This is a genomic window from Streptomyces griseicoloratus, assembly GCF_014534645.1.
In the GTDB taxonomy this organism is placed as follows: Bacteria; Actinomycetota; Actinomycetes; order Streptomycetales; family Streptomycetaceae; genus Streptomyces; species Streptomyces griseicoloratus.
In genome coordinates this window covers 111,688-130,017 of sequence record NZ_JACVQF010000192.1, presented here as the reverse complement: position 1 = coordinate 130,017, position 18,330 = coordinate 111,688, and the positions used below count along the sequence as shown (strand labels likewise).

Genomic DNA, 18,330 nt, shown 5'->3' with positions numbered 1-18,330 from the left:
GCGGTGGCCCAGTCGCGGGGTTTGAGCTGGTACTTCTCGGAGTCGAGGTATTCCTCGGAGCCTTCGCGCAGGGGGGTGTTCTCGCACAGTTCGTAGCCGCTGTAGATGCCCCAGGCGGGGGAGAGGGTGGCGGCGAGGACGGCGCGGGTCTCGAAGGCGGGGCGGCCGCCGTGCTGGAGGTAGGCGTGGAGGATGTCGGGGGTGTTGGCGAAGAAGTTGGGGCGCATGTAGGAGGCGGCGTCGCCGGTGAGTTCGGTGAGGTACTCGGTGAGTTCCTGTTTGGTGTTGCGCCAGGTGAAGTAGGTGTAGGACTGCTGGAAGCCGATCTGGGCGAGGGTGTGCATCATCGCGGGGCGGGTGAAGGCCTCGGCGAGGAAGATCACGTCGGGGTCGGTGCGGTTGATCTCGCCGATGACGCGTTCCCAGAACACGACGGGTTTGGTGTGGGGGTTGTCGACGCGGAAGATCCGCACGCCGTGGCCCATCCAGAAGCGCAGCACGCGGACGGTCTCGGTGACCAGGCCGTCCATGTCGGCGTCGAAGGCGATGGGGTAGATGTCCTGGTACTTCTTCGGCGGGTTCTCGGCGTACGCGATCGTGCCGTCGGGGCGGTGGTGGAACCACTCGGGGTGTTTGTGGACCCAGGGGTGGTCGGGGGAGCACTGCAGGGCGAAGTCGAGGGCGGTCTCCAGGCCGAGTGAGGCGGCCTCGGTGACGAAGTGGTCGAAGTCGTCGAGGGTGCCCAGGGCGGGGTGGACGGTGTCGTGGCCGCCTTCGGGGGAGCCGATGGCCCAGGGGACGCCGACGTCGTCGGGGGTGGCGGAGAGGGTGTTGTTGCGGCCCTTGCGGTGGGTGGTGCCGATGGGGTGGATCGGGGGGAGGTAGACGACGTCGAAGCCCATCGCGGCGATCGCGGGCAGGCGGCGGGCGGCGGTGCGGAAGGTGCCGTGGGGCTGTTCGGGAGTGCCCTCGGAGCGCGGGAAGAACTCGTACCAGGAGCCGTACAGGGCGCGTTCGCGCTCGACCAGCAGCGGCAGCGGATCGGAGGCGGTCACCAGCTCCCGCAGCGGATGCCGGGCCAGCACCGCCACCACCTGGGGGGTCAGCGCCGCGGCGAGCCGCGAGGCGGCCGGGCGGGACTCGTCGCGCAGCGCGTCGACCGCGGCGAGGACCTCGGCGCGCCCCTCGCTCCCGGGGACGCCCGCGGCGGCCCGCTCGTACAGCCGCGCGCCCTCCTCCAGGACGAGGCCGGTGTCGATCCCCGCCGGGATCTTGATCCCCGCGTGGTGTCGCCAGGTGGTGACCGGATCGCCCCAGGCCTCGACGGTGTACGACCACAGGCCGGGCTCGCCGGCGGTGACGGTGGCGCCCCAGCGGTCGGTGCCCGGCGCCAGCTCCCGCATCGGCGTCCAAGGCCCCTGCCGGCCCTGAGGGTCCCTCAGTACGACATTGGCGGCGACCGCGTCATGTCCTTCGCGGAACACGGTCGCCGATATCTCGAACGATTCCCCCGTCACCGCCTTGGCGGGCCTGCGCCCCTGCCGGACGACCGGGCGGACGTCGAGGACGGGAATACGGCCGACGCAGGTGGCGCCTTCGGTCCCGGACACCCCGGGAGCCGGGGTGTCCGGGACGGCCGGACCGGCGTCGGAGGGGCGCACGGGTGCCGTGTCCGTTGCGCGTGCGGGGGGTGCTGACGAATGGTGCGTGGCGGGCATGACCGCTCCTGTCCGCGTCAACGTGGGTGGGCGGATGACTCTGGGGAGGTGGGTCCTGCGGGGGTGTACGCGTGGGGTGTACCGCAGGAGCCTTCCCACACTCCTCGGGTGGGCAATCCGGCACTTTGTTAACTACTCACGCGTATGTCCACACACGAGACCGGCCCCGTCCGTGACGGACGGGGCCGGAGCCCGCAACGGCCGTCACGAGCGCGGTACGCGCAGCAGCCTGTCCGGCGAACCGGTCCCTCGTCCGGACACCTTCCCGGAAGTCGCCCCCGCAATCAGCGCCTTGGCGACCGTCGCCGGCTTCGCCCGTGGATGTCCGGCGAGGTACAGCGCGGCGGCGCCCGCCGCGTGCGGCGCCGCCATCGACGTACCGGAGTGGGTCGCCCGGCCCGTGTCGCTGCGGTGGGACGCCGAGGTGACGGACACGCCCGGGGCGAACAGGTCGACCGAGGGGCCGTGGTTGGAGAAGCCGGCCCGGGCGTCCCGGCGGTCGGTCGCGCCGACGGTGACGGCCGGGCCGACGCCCGCCGGGGAGTTCAGCGACGCCGGCCGCCCCTGGTTGCCCGCCGCCACGGTGAACGTGACGCCGGAGGTGATGGCGGTGCGGACGGCGGCGTCGAGGCGGGTGTTGCGCGGGCCGCCCAGGCTGAGGTTGGCGACCGCGGGCTTCCTGGCGTGCCTGGTGACCCAGTCGATGCCGGCGATGACCCGCGCCGTGGTGCCGCCGCCGGCGTCGTCGAGGACGCGCACGCCGACGACCCGGGCCCGCTTCGCCACGCCGTACGTCGTGCCGGCGGCGGTGGCCGCGACGTGCGTGCCGTGCCCGTTGCCGTCCTGGGCGGTGCGGTCGCCGTCCACGAAGTCCCACCCGTGGCTCGCGCGGCCGCCGAAGTCCCGGTGGGTGGTCCGGATGCCGGTGTCGATGACGTACACCGTCACGCCCTCGCCCGCGGACCGCGGCCAGGTGTAGCGCCGGTCCAGCGGCAGGCCCGGCTGGTCGAGGCGGTCCAGGCCCCAGGACGGCGGGTTGCGCTGCGTGTGGTCGAGCCGGACCCGGGTGTCCTGGGTGACGGAGGCGACGCGCGGGTCGGCGGCGAGCCGTCTCGCCCGTCCGGCGTCGGTGCTGACGGCGTATCCGTTCAGAACCGTGCCGTAGGTGTGGCTGATCCGCGCGCCGTACCGCTCGGCGACGGCCCGTCCGGCGGCCGTGGACGCCCGCGTCCCCTCCTTGAGCGTCACCAGGTAACTCCCGCTCACGGCGCCGGGTGCTCCGGCGCCGGCTATCCGCCCCTCCGGTGCGGCCTGCGCGGGCAGGGACAGGGCCGAAAGCGCAGCGGCGCAACCCACCGCGACCAGGCCCCCCGCCCGGCGCAGACGCCGTGCTCGCGTCCGTGCCATGGTGTGAGCTCCCCTCCTCGACGCGGCGTACGGGCCAAAGAGGCCGGGTAGGCCGCCGCAGGCAGCCTCTCGCGCGGCGGGAAGCGTTACAAGAAGGCCTGCGGGGTCGGAACCGGCCATATCGGAACGCCGCTGTGACTAGCCCGTACGGCGTTGGAGGACGAGCCCGTTCAGGCCGATATGAGAACCGGGGGGCGAAGCGCCCGGCGAGGGACACACCGGCGCCGGTACCGTCATAAGGGACGAGGTGACACGCACCCCGTCCGATCGAGCGAACGCGCTGAGGTGGAGTGTGAAGGCGATCCGTCGATTGACCGTCCGTCCCGTTCTCCCCGACCCCCTCCGGCCGCTCAGCGATCTGGCCCGCAATCTGCGCTGGTCCTGGCACGCGGAGACCCGCGACCTCTTCCAATCCGTCGACCCCGAGTGCTGGGCCGCGTCCGGCGGCGATCCGGTGCGGCTGCTCGGCACCGTCCCGCCGGCGCGCCTTGCGGAACTGGCCGAGGACCGGCGCTTCCTGCGCCGCCTGACCGCCGCGGCCGACGACCTCGACTACTACATGACCGGCAACCGCTGGTACCAGGCCCAGACCGGCCGGCTGCCGGCCGCCGTGGCCTACTTCTCGCCCGAGTTCGGCATCACGGCCGCCCTGCCCCAGTACTCCGGCGGCCTCGGCATCCTCGCCGGCGACCATCTCAAGGCGGCCAGTGACCTCGGGGTGCCGCTCGTCGGGGTGGGCCTGCTCTACCGGCACGGCTACTTCCGCCAGACCCTGTCCCGGGACGGCTGGCAGCAGGAGCACTATCCCGTCCTCGACCCCAACGAGCTGCCCCTCTCCCTGCTCAAGGAGCCCGACGGCACCCCCGCCCACGTCGCCCTCGCCCTGCCCGGCGGCCGCGAGCTGCGCGCCCGCGTCTGGCTGGCCCAGGTCGGCCGGGTCCCGCTGCTGCTGCTGGACTCGGACGTGGAGGAGAACGACCTCGGCGAACGCGGCGTCACCGACCGGCTCTACGGCGGCGGCAGCGAGCACCGGCTGCTCCAGGAGATGCTGCTCGGCATAGGAGGTGTCCGGGCGGTGCGCACGTACTGCCGGCTCACCGGGCACGCCGCGCCGGAGGTGTTCCACACCAACGAGGGCCACGCCGGCTTCCTCGGCCTGGAACGCATCGCCGAACTCTGCGCGGAGGGGCTGGAGTTCGACGCGGCCCTGGAGGCGGTCCGGGCCGGTACCGTCTTCACCACCCATACCCCGGTCCCGGCCGGCATCGACCGCTTCGACCGGGAGCTGGTCGCCCGGCACTTCGGCCCCGACGCCGAGCTCCCGCGCATCGACGTCGAGCGCATCCTCCGGCTCGGCATGGAGACCTACCCCGGCGGCGAGCCCAACCTGTTCAACATGGCCGTGATGGGCCTGCGCCTGGCCCAGCGCGCCAACGGCGTCTCCCTGCTGCACGGCGGGGTCAGCCGGGAGATGTTCTCCGGGCTGTGGCCCGGCTTCGACGCCGACGAGGTGCCCATCACCTCCGTCACCAACGGGGTGCACGCCCCGACCTGGGTCGCCCCGGAGGTCTTCCGGCTCGGAGCCCGGCAGATCGGCGTCCAGCGCACCGAGGACGCGCTCACCGTGGGCGGCTCCGACCGCTGGGACGCGGTCACCGGCATCCCCGACCAGGACATCTGGGAGCTGCGCCGGACCCTGCGGGAACAGCTCGTGGCGGAGGTCCGCGAGCGGCTGCGCGCCTCCTGGCGGCAGCGCGGCGCGGGCACGGCCGAGCTGGGCTGGATCGACGACGTCCTCGACCCGGACGTGCTCACCATCGGCTTCGCGCGGCGCGTCCCGTCGTACAAGCGGCTGACGCTGATGCTGCGCGACCGGGACCGGCTGATGGACCTGCTGCTGCACCCCGAGCGGCCGGTCCAGATCGTCGTGGCGGGCAAGGCGCACCCGGCGGACGACGGCGGCAAGCGGCTGGTGCAGGAGCTGGTGCGGTTCGCGGACGACCCGCGGGTGCGGCACCGGATCGTGTTCCTGCCGGACTACGGCATGGCGATGGCGCAGAAGCTCTACCCGGGCTGCGACATCTGGCTGAACAACCCGCTCCGCCCGCTGGAGGCGTGCGGGACGTCCGGGATGAAGGCCGCGCTCAACGGCTGCCTCAACCTCTCCGTGCTGGACGGCTGGTGGGACGAGTGGTTCCAGCCGGACTTCGGCTGGGCGATTCCGACCGCCGACGGCGTCGGCACCGACCCCGACCGCCGCGACGCCATAGAGGCCGCCGCCCTCTACGACCTGCTGGAGCAGCGGGTGACCCCGCGCTTCTACGAGCGGGGCGCGAGCGGGCTGCCCGACCGCTGGATCGAGATGGTCCGCCAGACCCTGAGCCGGCTCGGCCCGAAGGTGCTGGCCGGCCGCATGGTCCGCGAGTACGTGGAGCGGCTGTACACCCCGGCGGCCGAGGCGCACCGCGCGATGGACCCGGACTCCGCGCGCGACCTGGCCGAGTGGAAGGGCAGGCTGCGGGCGGCCTGGCCGGCGGTGGCCGTCGACCACGTGGAGACGTCCGACGCCACGGCCACCGCGGAACTCGGTACGACGCTCGGGCTCCGGGTGCGGGTGCGCCTGGGCGATCTCGGCCCGGACGACGTCGAGGTGCAGGCGGTGTCCGGCCGGGTGGACACCGAGGACCGGATCACCGACGCGACGACCGTGCCGCTGAAGCCGGTGAGCGGCCCCGACCTGGAGGGCCGCTGGGTGTACGAGGGCCCGCTGGCCCTGGACCGCACCGGTCCGTTCGGCTACACGGTCCGCATCCTGCCCGCGCACCCGCGGCTGGCGTCGGGCGCGGAGCCGGGACTGGTCGCGCTGCCGTCCCGGGAACTGGTGGAGGCGGCGGGCCTGCTGATGCGGTGACCCGACCCCGCGGCGGCGCCGTGCCCCGGCGGTGCCGTGCCCCGGTGGTGTCGCTGTCAGGGGGCGCCGCGCGCCTGGTGTGCCGGGGTCCGCGGTGCTGTTCCCGTCGGCGTTGGGGCAGCCGGGTTCCGGCGGCGTCGGCGGTCTGTGGTGCCGTTTCCGTCGGTGTTGCGGCTGCCGGGTTCCGGGGGTGCCGGGTCCCGGCGGCGCCGGCGGTCCGCGGTGCTGTTCGCGTCGGCGTTGGGGCTGCCGGGTTCCGGCGTGGTGCCGTTTCCGTCGGCGTCGGGGCTGCCGGGTCCCGGCGGTGCCGTCGCCCACCGGTACCGGCGGTCCGCGGTGCCGTCGCCCACCGGTGCCGGTGGTCCGCGGTGGTGTCAGGCGTCGGGGTTCTCGGTGCTCAGGCGGCGCAGCACGGTGCCGCAGCGGCGGGCGTAGGCGTGCTGGAAGCCGCGCGTCGCCGGGCCGCCCGCCTTGGCGTACCACTTGGCCGGGCGGCTGAAGGCGGTCACGGTCAGCCAGACCGTGCCGTCGCCCGTGCGGTCCACGACGAAGGACTCCTCGCCGCACTCCGGGTGGCCGGGCAGCGTGCCGTAGGCCCAGCCGGCCCGGCGGGGCTCCTCCAGGGTCCACACCACCCGGCAGGGCGCCTTGATCATCCCGGCCAGCGTGACGGTGACGTCGACGCCGGGCGCGGCCCGTTCCGCGCTCGCGTCGATGCCGACGCCCATCGCGCGGTGCATCTCCCAGGTGAGCACCGCCTCGGCGGCCCGGCGGAAGACCTGCTCGCCCTCCCCGAGCCGCGTGCGGACGTGCAGGGGGCGGAAGCCGGGCGGGCAGTGGCCCGGCTCGCGGGTCGCGCCGACGTCGTCGTACGTGAAGGACATGGGCACCAAGCCTAGGGCGGCACCCTGGAACTTCGCGTTCCGGGTGCCGCCCCGTCATGGGATTCCGGGCCCAGGTGACTTACGGGAAGGTCAGCCGCCAGGCGTCGATGTAGCCGGTGTCCTGCGGTCCCTGGTCCTGGACGCGCAGCTTCCAGGTGCCGTTGGCCGGCTCCGAGGAGGCGTTGACCGTGTAGGTCTCGTGGACGTCGGGCGCCGGGTCGTAGCCGCTGGCCTTCAGCGCGTACACCGATCCGTCGGGCGCGACCAGGTCGATCTTCAGGTCACCGCGCCAGGTGTGCACGATGTCCACGCCCACCTGGAGGTTGCTCGGCGCGTTGCCGGTGCGTCCCGAGATCGTGAGCGAGGAGGTGACCGCCGATCCGTTGTCGGGGATGTTCACGTCCGCGGTGTTCTCGAAGGTCGAGCCCCCGCCCCCGCCGCCGGAGCGCGAGCCGACGTTGACGCCCGCCCACGCGTCCTGCACCGCCTTGTACTCGGCGCTGTCGGTGCCGTACAGCTCACCGGCGGCCGCGAGGGTGCCGGTGCGGGCGCCCGCGTAGTTGGTGGTCGAGGTGAACTTCGTGGTCAGGGCGCGGAACCAGATCTTCTCCGCCTTGGCGCGGCCGATGCCGGTGACCGGGAGCCCGTCGGAGGTCGGCGAGTTGTACGTGACCCCGTTGATGGTCTTGGTGCCGCTGCCCTCGCTCAGCAGGTAGAAGAAGTGGTTGGCGGGACCCGACGAGTAGTGCACGTCGATCGACCCGATCCCCGAGTACCAGCTGTCCTTGGACGCGCCGTCCTTGCTCGGCTTGTCCATGTAGCGCAGCGGGGTGCCGTCGCCGTTGATGTCGATCTCCTCGCCGATGAGGTAGTCACCGACGTCGGAGGGGTTGTTCGCGTGGAACTCGACGGCCGCGCCGAAGATGTCGGAGGTGGCCTCGTTCAGACCGCCCGACTCGCCGCTGTAGACGAGCCTCGCGGTGTTGGAGGTGACGCCGTGGGTCATCTCGTGCGCGGCCACGTCGATGGACGTCAGCGGGTGGGTGTTGCCCGAGCCGTCGCCGTACGTCATGCAGAAGCAGCTGTCGGACCAGAAGGCGTTGACGTAGTTGTTGCCGTAGTGGACCCGTGAGTAGGCGCCGACGCCGTCGCCGCGGATGCCGGAGCGGCCCTGCACGTTCTTGTAGTAGTCCCAGGTCAGCGCGGCCCCGTAGTGGGCGTCGGCGGCGGCCGTCTCCGCGTTGGACGGGCTGCCGTTGCCCCAGATGTCGTCGGAGCCGCTGAAGAGCGTGCCGGTGCCGGAGGTGCCGCGGTTGAGGTTGTACGTCTTGTGGTTGCCGCGCGCGGTGTCGGTCAGCGTGTACGACGAGCCCGACTGGGCGGTGCCCAGTGTCACCGTGCCGCTGTACATGGTGTTGCCGGTGCCGTTGTGGACCGCCTGGTACTCGTACAGCTTGGCGCCGGTGGCCGCGTCGGTGACGACGTGCAGCTCGTTCGGGGTGCCGTCCTCCTGGAGGCCGCCCACGACCGTCTCGTACGCCAGCACCGGGGTCCCGTTCGCCGCCCAGATCACCTTGCGCGGGGCGCGGTCGGCGTCCGGCTGCTCGGCGCCGGCGGCCTTGGCGGCGGACAGCGCCTGCTGCTCGGCCTTCGTGGCGGAGATCTTCGGCGTGACGAAAGCGACCTTGATGGCGGCCCGCGTGGCCTTCACGACCCGCTCGGTCTTCCCCGCGTCGGTGGTGACGACCAGGTCGCCGCCGAGGACGGGCAGCCCGTCGTAGGTGCGCTCGTAGCGGGTGTGCAGGGTTCCGTCGCGGTCCTTGACGACGTCCCGGACGACGAGCTTCTCCTTGGCGCCCAGGCCCAGGCCGGCCGCGGTGTCCGCGGTGGCGGCGTCGGCCTCGCGGAGCAGTTCGGCGCGCTGGGAGGGGGTGAGCTTGACGGACTCGGCGCCCGGGACGGGGGCCTTCGGCGCGGCCGTGGCGGCGCCGGACTGCACGGCGGTCGCGACCAGGGCGGCGACGCCGGCCAGCGCGACGGCGGCGGCCCGGCGGCGGGTGGAGCGGCGGGGCGTGGTGTGGGAGGTGCGTCTGTGGGGAGAACTGCTGCTCAACACTGACTCCTTCTGCGTGGCCGCGGGTCGCGCGGCCAGGGGAGACCGGGCGGCGGGTGGGCCGGCCGGGCAGAACAGGGCGGTACGCAGAACCACGTGCTCGAAAGCGGGCCGCGGCACAGCGCCGATCGGCAAGCTGTGGGGTCGCTGTGGAGCGGCCGTGGGAAGAGTGGCAGGAGCCGGCCAGTCTTGTCAGGAGCGCGTCAGTAAGTTGGCCGGAAATGGTTCGTTGTCCGGGCGTTCATGTTCGCTATACGGAACCGTGGTGTTCGCCGCCGCGCGACGGCTCGCCGTGCCAGGAACCCCACAGCGCCGCGTACGCCCCGCCGGCCGCCACCAGCTCGTCGTGGGTGCCGAGTTCGGTCAGCCGGCCGTCCTCCATCACCGCCACCCGGTCGGCGTCGTGCGCGGTGTGCAGCCGGTGCGCGATGGCGATCACCGTCCGGCCCCGGAGCACGGCGGCCAGGGCGCGCTCGGTGTGCCGGGCCGTCGCCGGGTCCAGCAGGGCCGTGGCCTCGTCCAGGATCAGCGTGTGCGGATCGGCCAGCACCACCCGGGCGAGGGCCAGTTGCTGGGCCTGCGAGCCGTCCGTACGGCGGCCGGCCCCGCCCAGCTCGGTGGCGAGGCCGTCCGGCAGCTCCCGCACCCACTCCTCGGCGCCGACCGCCGCGAGGGCCGCCCACAACTGCTCGTCGGTCGCCGCCGGTTCCGCGATGAGCAGGTTGTCGCGCACCGACCCGAGGAAGACGTGGTGCTCCTGGGTGACCAGGACGACCTGGCGCCGCAGCCGCTCCGGGCCGAGCCCGACCACCGGCACCCCGCCCACCGTCACCGACCCCGCGTCCGGCGCGTCGATGCCCGCCAGCAGCCGGCTCAGCGTCGTCTTCCCGGCGCCGGACGGCCCGACCACGGCCAGCCGCTCGCCGGGCCGGACCGTCAGATCCACCCCGCGCAGCACCTCGCCGCCCCGGTCGTAGGAGTAGCGCACCCCCGTCACGTCGATACGGTCGTCCGCCGGGGCCGGGGAGTCGTCCGCCGCGGCGCGCGGGGCCCGGGCCAGGCCCTCCACGCGGGCGAAGGAGGCGCCGCCGCTCTGCAACTGCTCGATCCGCATCAGAACCTCGTCGAGCGGCCCGGTCAGCTGCTGGAGGTACAGGGCGCAGGCCACCACCGATCCCAGGCTCACTGCCCCGTGCACGTGCAGCACCCCGCCGGCCATCAGCACGCCCGCCACGGGGACCACGTAGGACACCTCGACCACCGGGAAGAACACACTGCGCAGGTACAGCGTGTGGAACCGGGTGCGCCGCGAGACCTCCAGCGCCCGGCGGCTCGCCGCCACGCGCCGCCCGGCCAGCCGGAACGCCTCCACCGTGCGGGCCCCGGCCACCGTGGTGGCAAGGATCTCGGCGACCTCCGAGGTGGCCGCGCCCTCGGCGAGATAGCCGTCCCGGGCCCGGCGCAGATACCAGCGCAGCGCGAACCAGATCGGCAGCAGCCCCAGCAGCCCTACGGCGCCCAGCAGCGGGTCGAGCACGAACACCGCGGCGGTCAGGAACAGCGCCTGCACCGAGTTGATGAGCAGCTCCGGGCCGGCGTCGCGCAGCGTCGTGCCGACGGTGGTCACGTCGGCCGTGCCCCGCGTCGTCAGGTCGCCGGTGCCGGCCCGCTCCACCACCGACGCGGGCAGAGCCAGGACCCGGTCCACGAACCGCTCCCGCACCCGGGCCAGCGTGCGTTCGCCGAGGCGATGACCCACGTACCGCGCCCAGCGGGCCAGCAGCAACTGGGCGAGCGAGCACAGCAGGATGGCGAACGCCATGCGGTCCACGGCGCCGACCCCGCCGCCGGCCCGCACCTCGTCCACGATCCGGCCCAGCAGCCACGGCCCCGCGAGACCGGCCAGCGCCGCCAGCGCGTTGAGGACGAGGACGACGGCGAAGGCCCGCCCGTCGGCGCGTACCAGGCCGGCCGCCGCCCGCCGGACGTCGGCGCGCCCGGCGACGGGCAACTGCTCCGGCGCGCCCGCGCCCGGTGTCTCCCGCCCGGCGGGCTTCCGCGGTGTCCCCGTCGTCATCGCACGGCCTCCTCGTCCTCGGCGTCCTCCGCGCCCCGTGCGACGAGGGCCCGGTACCCCGGCTCGGCGCCGAGGAGTTCGCGGTGGCTGCCGGTGGCCGCGACCTTGCCGTCGACCAGGTAGTGCACGACGTCCGCCCGGTCGAGCAGCAGCGGGGAGGTGCAGGCCACCACGGTCGTGCGGCCCCGGCGGGCCTCCCGCAGCCGGTCCGCCACCGCGGCCTCGGTGTGGGCGTCGAGCGCCGAGGCCGGCTCCACGGCGAGCAGCACCTCGGGATCGGCCAGCACCGCCCGGGCCAGCCGCACCCGCTGCCGCTGCCCGCCGGACAGGCTGCGGCCCTGCGCGGCGACGGCCGTGTCCAGTCCCTCGGGCAGTCCTCTGACGATGTCCTCGGCGGCGGCCGCGTGCACGGCCCGCAGCATCTCGGCCTCGCCGGCGGTCCCGGCACCGCTGAGCACCTCGCGCAGCGGACCGGCGAACAGGTCGGCCTCGTGGTCCGCGACCAGGATCCGCTCCCGCACCTGCGCCAGGGGGATCTCCGACAGCGGCACCTCGCCCCAGGTCACGTCCGACGGGGCGTACCGGCCGAGACGGTCGACGACGGCGGCCGCGTCGTCGGGCCGGGCCCCGGCCAGCGCCGTCAGCCGCCCCGGCGCCACCCGCACCCCGGACTCCGGGTCGTACAGCGCCGACGGCTCGGCGGGGGCGTCCCGGGTGCCCGTGTCCGGTTCGGGCTCCAGGCGCAGGAACGCGACGACGCGCCGGGCGGCCACCACGCCCCGGCTGAGCTGGTGCCCCATCTCGATGAGGAACGCCACCGGCCATCCCAGCGCCACCACATAGCCGTAGACCGACACCAGTTCGCCCACGCTGATGTGCCCCTGGACGGCCAGCCGTGCCCCCAGCCAGGTCACCAGGGCGAGGAACAGCATCGGCAGCCCCACGCCGAGGGCCTGGATCCAGCTGGTCACCGCCCCGACCCGGTAGCCCTGTTCGCGCAGGAGCGCCGAGTCCCGGCGGAAGGCGTCCGCGACCAGCCCCTTGCCGCCCAGCCCGTTCAGCACCCGCAGCCCGCCCGCGAGGTCGCCGATCCGCGCGGTCAGCACCGCCTGCCGCTCCCGGTACTCCGCCTCCCTGCCCTGCAACCGCCCCATGAGCGGACCCAGCAGCACGCCGAGCGCCGGCACCCCGAGCAGCACCACCAGCGCGAGCTGCGCGGACACCGACAGCATCAGTCCGCCGACGACCGCGTAGGCGACGATCGCGCCGATACCGGGGCCCACGGCCGTCAGCGACTGGCTGATCGTCTGCACGTCGCCCACCCCGATGGTGACGACCTCCCCGGTCGCCACCTGCCCGCGCAGCGCGGCACCGAGCCGCGTCGCGTGCCCGACGACGACCTTGACCGTGCGGAAGTTGGCGTCCATCCGGACCCGGGTCATCGTGCGGTGCCGCATGATGCCCAGCCAGGCGTTGAACGCGCCGGCCGCGACCAGCGCCCCCGTCCAGGCCGCCAGCGCGCCGAGGTCGCCCGGTTCGAGGCCGTGGTCGATCGCCCGTGCCATCAGGTACGGCGTCGCCGCCAGCAGCACCATCCAGGCACTGGCGAGCAGCGCCCCCGCCACGCACCGCGCCCGCTGCCGGCCGACCAGCCACCACAGATACCGCCAGCCGCCCCGGCGGTCGGGCGTGCCCGGGTCCTCGTACGCGTCGATCATCGGCTCCCCCGTAGACCCGTCCTCACGCCAGACTGTCCCGCCACGCCCGGTGCAGATCCGCGAACCGGCCCGTACCGGCGATCAGTTCGGCCGGCGCGCCGTCCTCGACGATGCGGCCGTGCTCCATGACCAGCACCCGGTCGGCGATCTCCACGGTCGACAGCCGGTGCGCGATCACCACCGCTGTACGGCCCCGCAGCACCGTCGCCATCGCCCGCTGCACGGCCCGCTCACCGGGCACGTCCAGCGAACTGGTCGCCTCGTCCAGGATCAGCACCGCCGGATCGGCCAGCAACGCCCGCGCGAACGCCACGAGCTGCCGCTGACCGGCGGAGATACGGCCGCCCCGCTTGCGGACGTCGGTGTCGTAGCCGTCGGGCAGCGCGGCGATGAAGTCGTGGGCGCCGATCGCCTTCGCGGCCCGCTCGATCTCCTCCCGGGTCGCCTCGGGCCGGCCGATCGCGATGTTCTCGGCCACGGTGCCGGAGAACAGGAACGCCTCCTGCGTCACCATCACCACCCCGCGCCGCAGTTCGGGCAGGGCGAGGTCCCGCAGGTCGGTGCCGTCCAGCAGCACTCGCCCCTCGGAGGGGTCGTAGAACCGGGCGAGCAGCTTGGCCAGCGTCGACTTGCCCGCGCCGGTGGAGCCGACGACCGCGACCGTCTGCCCGGCCGGGATCGTCAGGTCGAAGCGGGGCAGCACCTCCCCGCCGGTGCGGTAGGCGAAGCGGACGCCGTCGAAGACGACCTCCCGGCCGGGGTGCTCCGACGCCTTGGCCGGCAGCTCCTTGGGCGCCGGAGGCTCGGGCACGGACGGCGTCTGGGCGAGCAGGCCCGCGATCTTCTCCAGGGAGGCCGCCGCCGACTGGTACGAGTTCAGGAACATGCCCAGCCGGTCGATCGGGTCGTACAGCCGCCGCAGGTACAGCACCGCCGCCGCCAGCGCACCGAGCGCCAGCGTGTCGTCCGCGACCCGGTAGGCGCCCCACAGCACGATTCCCGCGACGGCCGTGTTGGCGACCAGCCGCGAGCCGACGACATAGCGGGCCATCTCCAGCAGCGCGTCGCCGTTGGTCCGTTCGTGCCGCCGGTTGAGGACGGCGAAGCCGGCGTCGTTGGCGGCCTCCCGGCGGAACGCGCGCACCGGCCGGATGCCGTTCATCGTCTCCACGAACTTCACGATCACCGCCGCGATCGCCGTGGACCGCTGCCGGTACACCCGCCCCGCCCGCCGCCGGTACATCCGCACCAGCCCGTACAACGGCACGAACGACGCCACCGCGACGGCCCCGAGCCCCAGGTCCAGCCAGAGCAGCATCGCCGAGATGTAGACGAAGGAGAGGACGACCGTGACCAGCTCCTGCAGGCCCTCGTCGAGCAGCTCCCGCAGCGACTCCACGTCCGTGGTGGAGCGGGAGATGAGCCGGCCCGACGTGTACCGCTCGTGGAAGTCGACGCTCAGCGCCTGCGCGTGACGGAAGATGCGGCCCCGGAGGTCCAGCAGCACGTCCTGGTTGACCCGGGCCGACGCCGCGATGAACGCGTACTGCAGCCCGCCCGCCGCCAGCGAGCACAGCAGGTAGCCGGCGCCGACCGCGACGAGCGGACCGTGGTCCTGGTCCCGGAACGCCGGCACGGCGCGGTCGATGGCGTACGCCACCAGCAGCGGGCCCGCCTGCACCGCCGCCTGCTGGAGCAGCAGCAGGAGAGTGGTGACGGCGACACGGGCCTTCATCGGGGCCAGCAGGGAGCGCAGCAGCGCCCCCGTGGCGCCTGGCGGGGTGGGCAGGACGTCCCGGTCGAAGGGGTCGTCGGCCGCGCGGGCCTCGTCGGCCGGCTCCTCCTTGTCCGGCGCGGTGGTCGCGGGCGCCGTCATCGGTCGTCCCCTTCCTGGAGCTCCTCGTGCTCGTCGCGCCCGGACATCAGATGGGCGTACTCGGCGTTGGTGCGCAGCAGTTCCTGGTGGGTGCCGACGGCGGCGATACGGCCGCCCGAGAGCAGGGCCACGCGGTCGGCGAGCAGGACCGTGGAGGGGCGGTGCGCCACGATCAGGGCGGTGGTGTCCGCGAGCACGTGGCGCAGGGCGGCCTCGACGGCGGCCTCCGTGTGGACGTCAAGCGCGGACAGCGGATCGTCCAGGACCAGGAACCGGGGCCGACCGACCACCGCGCGGGCCAGTGCGAGCCGCTGCCGCTGCCCGCCGGACAGGCTGAGGCCCTGCTCGCCGACCTGGGTCGCGGTGCCCTCGGGAAGGGCGTGCACGAAATCGGCCTGGGCGACGGCGAGCGCCCGCTCCAGCTCGTCGGCTCCGGCGCCCTCCCCGGCGCCCATCAGCACGTTGTCGGCGACGCTCGCGGAGAAGAGGGTGGGCTCCTCGAAGGCGACGGCGACCATGGCGCGCAGTTCCTCGCGGGGCAGGGCGGTGATGTCCTCGCCGTCCAGCGTGATCCGGCCCGAGGTCACCTCGTGCAGCCGGGGCACGAGCGCGGTGAGGGTGGTCTTGCCGCTGCCGGTCGCGCCGACCAGGGCCATGGACTCGCCGGGGCGGATGTGCAGGTCGACGCGGTCGAGGAGGGGCGGGGAGTCGGGAGGGGCGTCCGGGTAACGGAACCGGACGCCCTCGAACCGCAGACCGCCGCCGTGACCGGCGTTGGTGCCGGCCCCCGGGTTGACGCGCTGCTCGGCGCTACGAGGTGCCTCCCCCAGTGCCTGAACGGCCTGGGAGGTACCCCCATCGCCCACCCGCGCCGCCCCAGCGGCACGACTGCCCGCAGCTACGCCGGCCTCCACCTCCGCGTCCATCACCTCGAAGTACCGCTCCGTGGCCGTAGCCGCCTCCTGACTCATCGCCAGCAGGAAGCCGATCGACTCCACGGGCCACCGCAGGGCCAGCGCCGTGGACAGGAACGCCACCAGCGTCCCCGCCGACAACTGCCCGTCCGCCACCCGCACCGCCCCGACCACCAGCGCCGCCCCGATCGCCAGCTCCGGCAGCGTCACGATGACCGCCCAGATCGCCGCCAGCAGCCGGGCCTTGCGCAGCTCCGTGCCCCGCAGCGTCCGCGACAGCTCCCGGAACTTCCGCGCCTGGCTGCGGTGCCGCCCGAAGCCCTTGACGATGCGGATGCCGAGCACACTCTCCTCGACGACCGTGGTCAGATCCCCGACCTGGTCCTGCGCGAGCCGCGCCACCTCGGAGTACTTCTTCTCGAAGACCGCGCAGGTCACCATGACGGGCACGGCCGGCCCGAGCACGACCAGCCCCAGCGTCCAGTCCTGCACCAGCATGATGACCACGCCGACGAGGATCGTCACCCCGTTGACCAGCAGGAACGTCAGCGGGAAGGCGAGGAACATGCGCAGCAGCATCAGGTCCGTCGTCCCGCGCGACAGCAACTGCCCCGAGGGCCACCGGTCGTGGAAGGCCACCGGCAGCCGCTGCAGATGCCGGTACAGAGCGGCCCGCATCTCCGCCTCGACGCTCGACAGCGGCCGGGCCACCAGCCACCGCCGCAACCCGAACAGCAACGCCTCCGCGAAGCCCAGGAGCAGCAGGTACAGCGCCCCGAGCCACACGCCCGCCGGGTCCCGGTCGGCGACCGGCCCGTCCACCATCCACTTCAGGACGAGCGGGATCACCAGCCCCACGCAGGAGGCGACGATCGCCACGAAGGCCGCCGTCAGCAGCCGCGCCCGCACGGGCCTCACGAACGGCCACAGGCGCAGCAGCGAACGCACGGCGGAGCGGTCCTCGGCGGAAACGGGTGTCGTGGGCATCAGCAGCGAGCCTACGGTTCACCACTGACACTGCCCACCGAGTTTTCGGTGCTCGCCGGGGTCGTACGGGGGCATCAACCGTTCGGCCGATGCGCCGGCCGGGGTCAGGACGCCGGGTACGGAAGCAGACCGCTGTCGATCTTCTCCCAGGCCGCCTTCAGCTCGGCGAGCAGCTGCGGCCGTGCGGCGGCGAGGTCGGCCTGCTCGCGGGCGTCGGCGGCGAGGTCGAACAGGTGGTCCCTGCCGTCCGCGTCCCGGTAGTACTTCCAGTCGCCGCGCCTGAGCGCCCGGTTGCCCCGCACCCGCCAGAACAGGTCGCGCTCGGGCACGTCCTCACCGCGCAGCAGGTAGCCCGCGAGGCTGTGCCCGTCCAGCGGGTACGCCGGGTCCGGCCGGGCCCCGCCCAGCTCCAGCAGGGTCGCCGTCCAGTCCGGGGAGTAGACGGGCTCGTGGCTGACCTGGCGGCCGTCGATCCGGGCCGGCCAGCGCAGGATGGTCGGCACGCGGATGCCGCCCTCCAGCAGTTCGGACTTGGCGCCGCTGAGCGGCCACTGGTACGAGAACCGCTCGCCGCCGTTGTCGCTGGCGAAGACGACGACCGTGTTCTCCTCCTGGCCAAAGCGGCGCAGCGCGGTGAGCACCTTGCCGACGGAGGCGTCCAGGCTCTCCACCATCTCCTTGTACTTCTCCACCGAGCCGCCGTCGTTGTGCCGCAGCCCGCCCAGCACGTTCCCGGCGCGGATCCGCGCGGCGATCTCGGCGCCCGTCTCCTCGTCGTCCTCGGTGAGCCAGGGCCAGTGCGGGGTCGTGAAGTTGAGGTTGAGCAGCCAGGGCCGGTCGTGGTCGCGGCCCACGTACTCGACGGCGCGCTCGGTGAGGACCGTCGTGTAGTAGCGCAGGTCCTGGTAGGTGGCGTCGCCCTCGTACAGGTCGTAGTCGCCGAGCTGTCCGAGCTTGGAGAAGTACTCCAGGGCGCCGCCGAAGTTGCCGAAGAACTCGTCCCAGCCGGACTTGGTGGGGCTGTAGTCCGGCAGCCAGCCGCAGTGCCACTTGCCGATGAGCGCGGTGGCGTAGCCCGCCTTCTTCAGCAGGGAGGCGAGGGTCGGGTGGTTCGGGTCCAGGCCCTGCGTGCGGTTGCCGATGGGCTCGGCGAGCCCGCCCTTCGTACGGCCCGGGTGGCGGCCCGTGTAGAGGCTGAACCGGGTCGGGGAGCAGGTCGCCGAGCCCGCGTAGGCGTTGGTGAACCGCACGCCCTGCGCGGCGAGCCGGTCCAGGTGGGGCGTCCTGATGTGCGGGGAGCCGTAGGAGGACAGGTCGGCCCAGCCGAGGTCGTCGCCGAGGATGAACAGGACGTTGGGGCGTCTGCCGGGCCGGCCGCCGGCACGGGCCTTGAACGGGCGTTCGGCGGGCGTGGCGGCCTCGGTGGTCGCGGACGTGCCGGCGACGGCCGTCACCGCGCCGCCGCCGACCAGACCACCGAACGCACGACGGGATATTTCGGGCATGCGTGATCCTCGGAGGAAGAGGCGGAACAAGGAGGAGGGGAGAAGAGGGCGCGGGTCAGCGACAGAGCGCGCCGGACTGGCGGCACAGGTCGACGTGGCGTCGCCGCACGAGCGCGACGCGCACGCACCGGCGAGCAGCGGCAGTCCTCATGACCAGGGACGTTCCCAGGCAGCCCGGCCGCCGGTCAACGAGATCGCCGCCGATTTCACGGAGCCGAAA

The 18,330-nt window shown here is 73.6% G+C and carries 11 protein-coding genes; 1 reads left to right on the top strand and 10 read right to left on the bottom strand.

Translation table 11 applies throughout. The annotated features are described in order from the left end of the window. A partial coding sequence (locus H0H10_RS18375) for an alpha-1,4-glucan--maltose-1-phosphate maltosyltransferase (RefSeq protein WP_188182084.1) occupies positions 1 to 1,718 on the bottom strand: 1,718 nt, incomplete at its 3' end. A gap of 204 nt (positions 1,719 to 1,922) precedes the next feature. Then, positions 1,923 to 3,125, bottom strand: a complete 1,203-nt coding sequence (locus H0H10_RS18370) for a S8 family peptidase (RefSeq protein ID WP_188182083.1) — start codon at positions 3,123 to 3,125, stop codon at positions 1,923 to 1,925. A gap of 292 nt (positions 3,126 to 3,417) precedes the next feature. Between H0H10_RS18370 and H0H10_RS18365 the strand changes: the two genes are divergently transcribed. Further along, on the top strand, positions 3,418 to 6,036 hold the full coding sequence (locus tag H0H10_RS18365; RefSeq protein ID WP_188182082.1) for a glycosyltransferase family 1 protein: 2,619 nt from the start codon (positions 3,418 to 3,420) through the stop codon (positions 6,034 to 6,036). Positions 6,037 to 6,410: 374 nt separating this feature from the next. Here H0H10_RS18365 and H0H10_RS18360 read toward each other — a convergent pair whose 3' ends face one another. The 8 genes from H0H10_RS18360 to H0H10_RS41265 form a co-directional block, all read right to left on the bottom strand. Next, positions 6,411 to 6,920, bottom strand: coding sequence for a DUF1990 domain-containing protein (locus H0H10_RS18360; protein WP_188182081.1), 510 nt, complete (start codon positions 6,918 to 6,920; stop codon positions 6,411 to 6,413). A gap of 79 nt (positions 6,921 to 6,999) precedes the next feature. Next, complete coding sequence (locus tag H0H10_RS18355) at positions 7,000 to 9,033, bottom strand: M4 family metallopeptidase (RefSeq protein ID WP_188182080.1); 2,034 nt, start codon at positions 9,031 to 9,033, stop codon at positions 7,000 to 7,002. Between the two features lie 250 nt (positions 9,034 to 9,283). Further along, on the bottom strand, positions 9,284 to 11,110 hold the full coding sequence (locus tag H0H10_RS18350) for an ABC transporter ATP-binding protein (RefSeq protein ID WP_188182079.1): 1,827 nt from the start codon (positions 11,108 to 11,110) through the stop codon (positions 9,284 to 9,286). Further along, positions 11,107 to 12,828 carry an ABC transporter ATP-binding protein gene (locus tag H0H10_RS18345; RefSeq protein WP_188182078.1) on the bottom strand — a complete coding sequence of 574 codons (1,722 nt, stop codon included), beginning with the start codon at positions 12,826 to 12,828 and terminating at the stop codon, positions 11,107 to 11,109. Before H0H10_RS18345 ends, H0H10_RS18350 begins: the two co-directional genes overlap by 4 nt. A 22-nt stretch (positions 12,829 to 12,850) precedes the next feature. Continuing rightward, on the bottom strand, positions 12,851 to 14,704 hold the full coding sequence (locus H0H10_RS18340) for an ABC transporter ATP-binding protein (RefSeq protein ID WP_188182077.1): 1,854 nt from the start codon (positions 14,702 to 14,704) through the stop codon (positions 12,851 to 12,853). Next, on the bottom strand, positions 14,701 to 16,605 hold the full coding sequence (locus H0H10_RS18335; protein ID WP_188182076.1) for an ABC transporter ATP-binding protein: 1,905 nt from the start codon (positions 16,603 to 16,605) through the stop codon (positions 14,701 to 14,703). Before H0H10_RS18335 ends, H0H10_RS18340 begins: the two co-directional genes overlap by 4 nt. A 104-nt stretch (positions 16,606 to 16,709) precedes the next feature. Continuing rightward, positions 16,710 to 18,110: a sulfatase family protein gene (locus H0H10_RS18330; RefSeq protein WP_188182075.1), complete on the bottom strand. Its 1,401-nt coding sequence runs from the start codon at positions 18,108 to 18,110 to the stop codon at positions 16,710 to 16,712. Positions 18,111 to 18,165: 55 nt separating this feature from the next. Beyond that, on the bottom strand, positions 18,166 to 18,261 hold the full coding sequence (locus tag H0H10_RS41265) for a putative leader peptide (protein WP_361738619.1): 96 nt from the start codon (positions 18,259 to 18,261) through the stop codon (positions 18,166 to 18,168). Positions 18,262 to 18,330 lie beyond the last annotated feature (69 nt).

What these genes read in the sequence shown, in the direction of transcription:
- H0H10_RS18330 (WP_188182075.1), bottom strand. Translation starts at nt 18,110, where the DNA reads ATGCCCGAAATATCCCGTCGTGCGTTCGGTGGTCTGGTCGGCGGCGGC.
- H0H10_RS18360 (WP_188182081.1), bottom strand. Translation starts at nt 6,920, where the DNA reads ATGTCCTTCACGTACGACGACGTCGGCGCGACCCGCGAGCCGGGCCAC.
- H0H10_RS18340 (WP_188182077.1), bottom strand. Translation starts at nt 14,704, where the DNA reads ATGACGGCGCCCGCGACCACCGCGCCGGACAAGGAGGAGCCGGCCGAC.
- H0H10_RS41265 (WP_361738619.1), bottom strand. Translation starts at nt 18,261, where the DNA reads ATGAGGACTGCCGCTGCTCGCCGGTGCGTGCGCGTCGCGCTCGTGCGG.
- H0H10_RS18350 (WP_188182079.1), bottom strand. Translation starts at nt 11,110, where the DNA reads ATGACGACGGGGACACCGCGGAAGCCCGCCGGGCGGGAGACACCGGGC.
- H0H10_RS18370 (WP_188182083.1), bottom strand. Translation starts at nt 3,125, where the DNA reads ATGGCACGGACGCGAGCACGGCGTCTGCGCCGGGCGGGGGGCCTGGTC.
- H0H10_RS18345 (WP_188182078.1), bottom strand. Translation starts at nt 12,828, where the DNA reads ATGATCGACGCGTACGAGGACCCGGGCACGCCCGACCGCCGGGGCGGC.
- H0H10_RS18335 (WP_188182076.1), bottom strand. Translation starts at nt 16,605, where the DNA reads ATGCCCACGACACCCGTTTCCGCCGAGGACCGCTCCGCCGTGCGTTCG.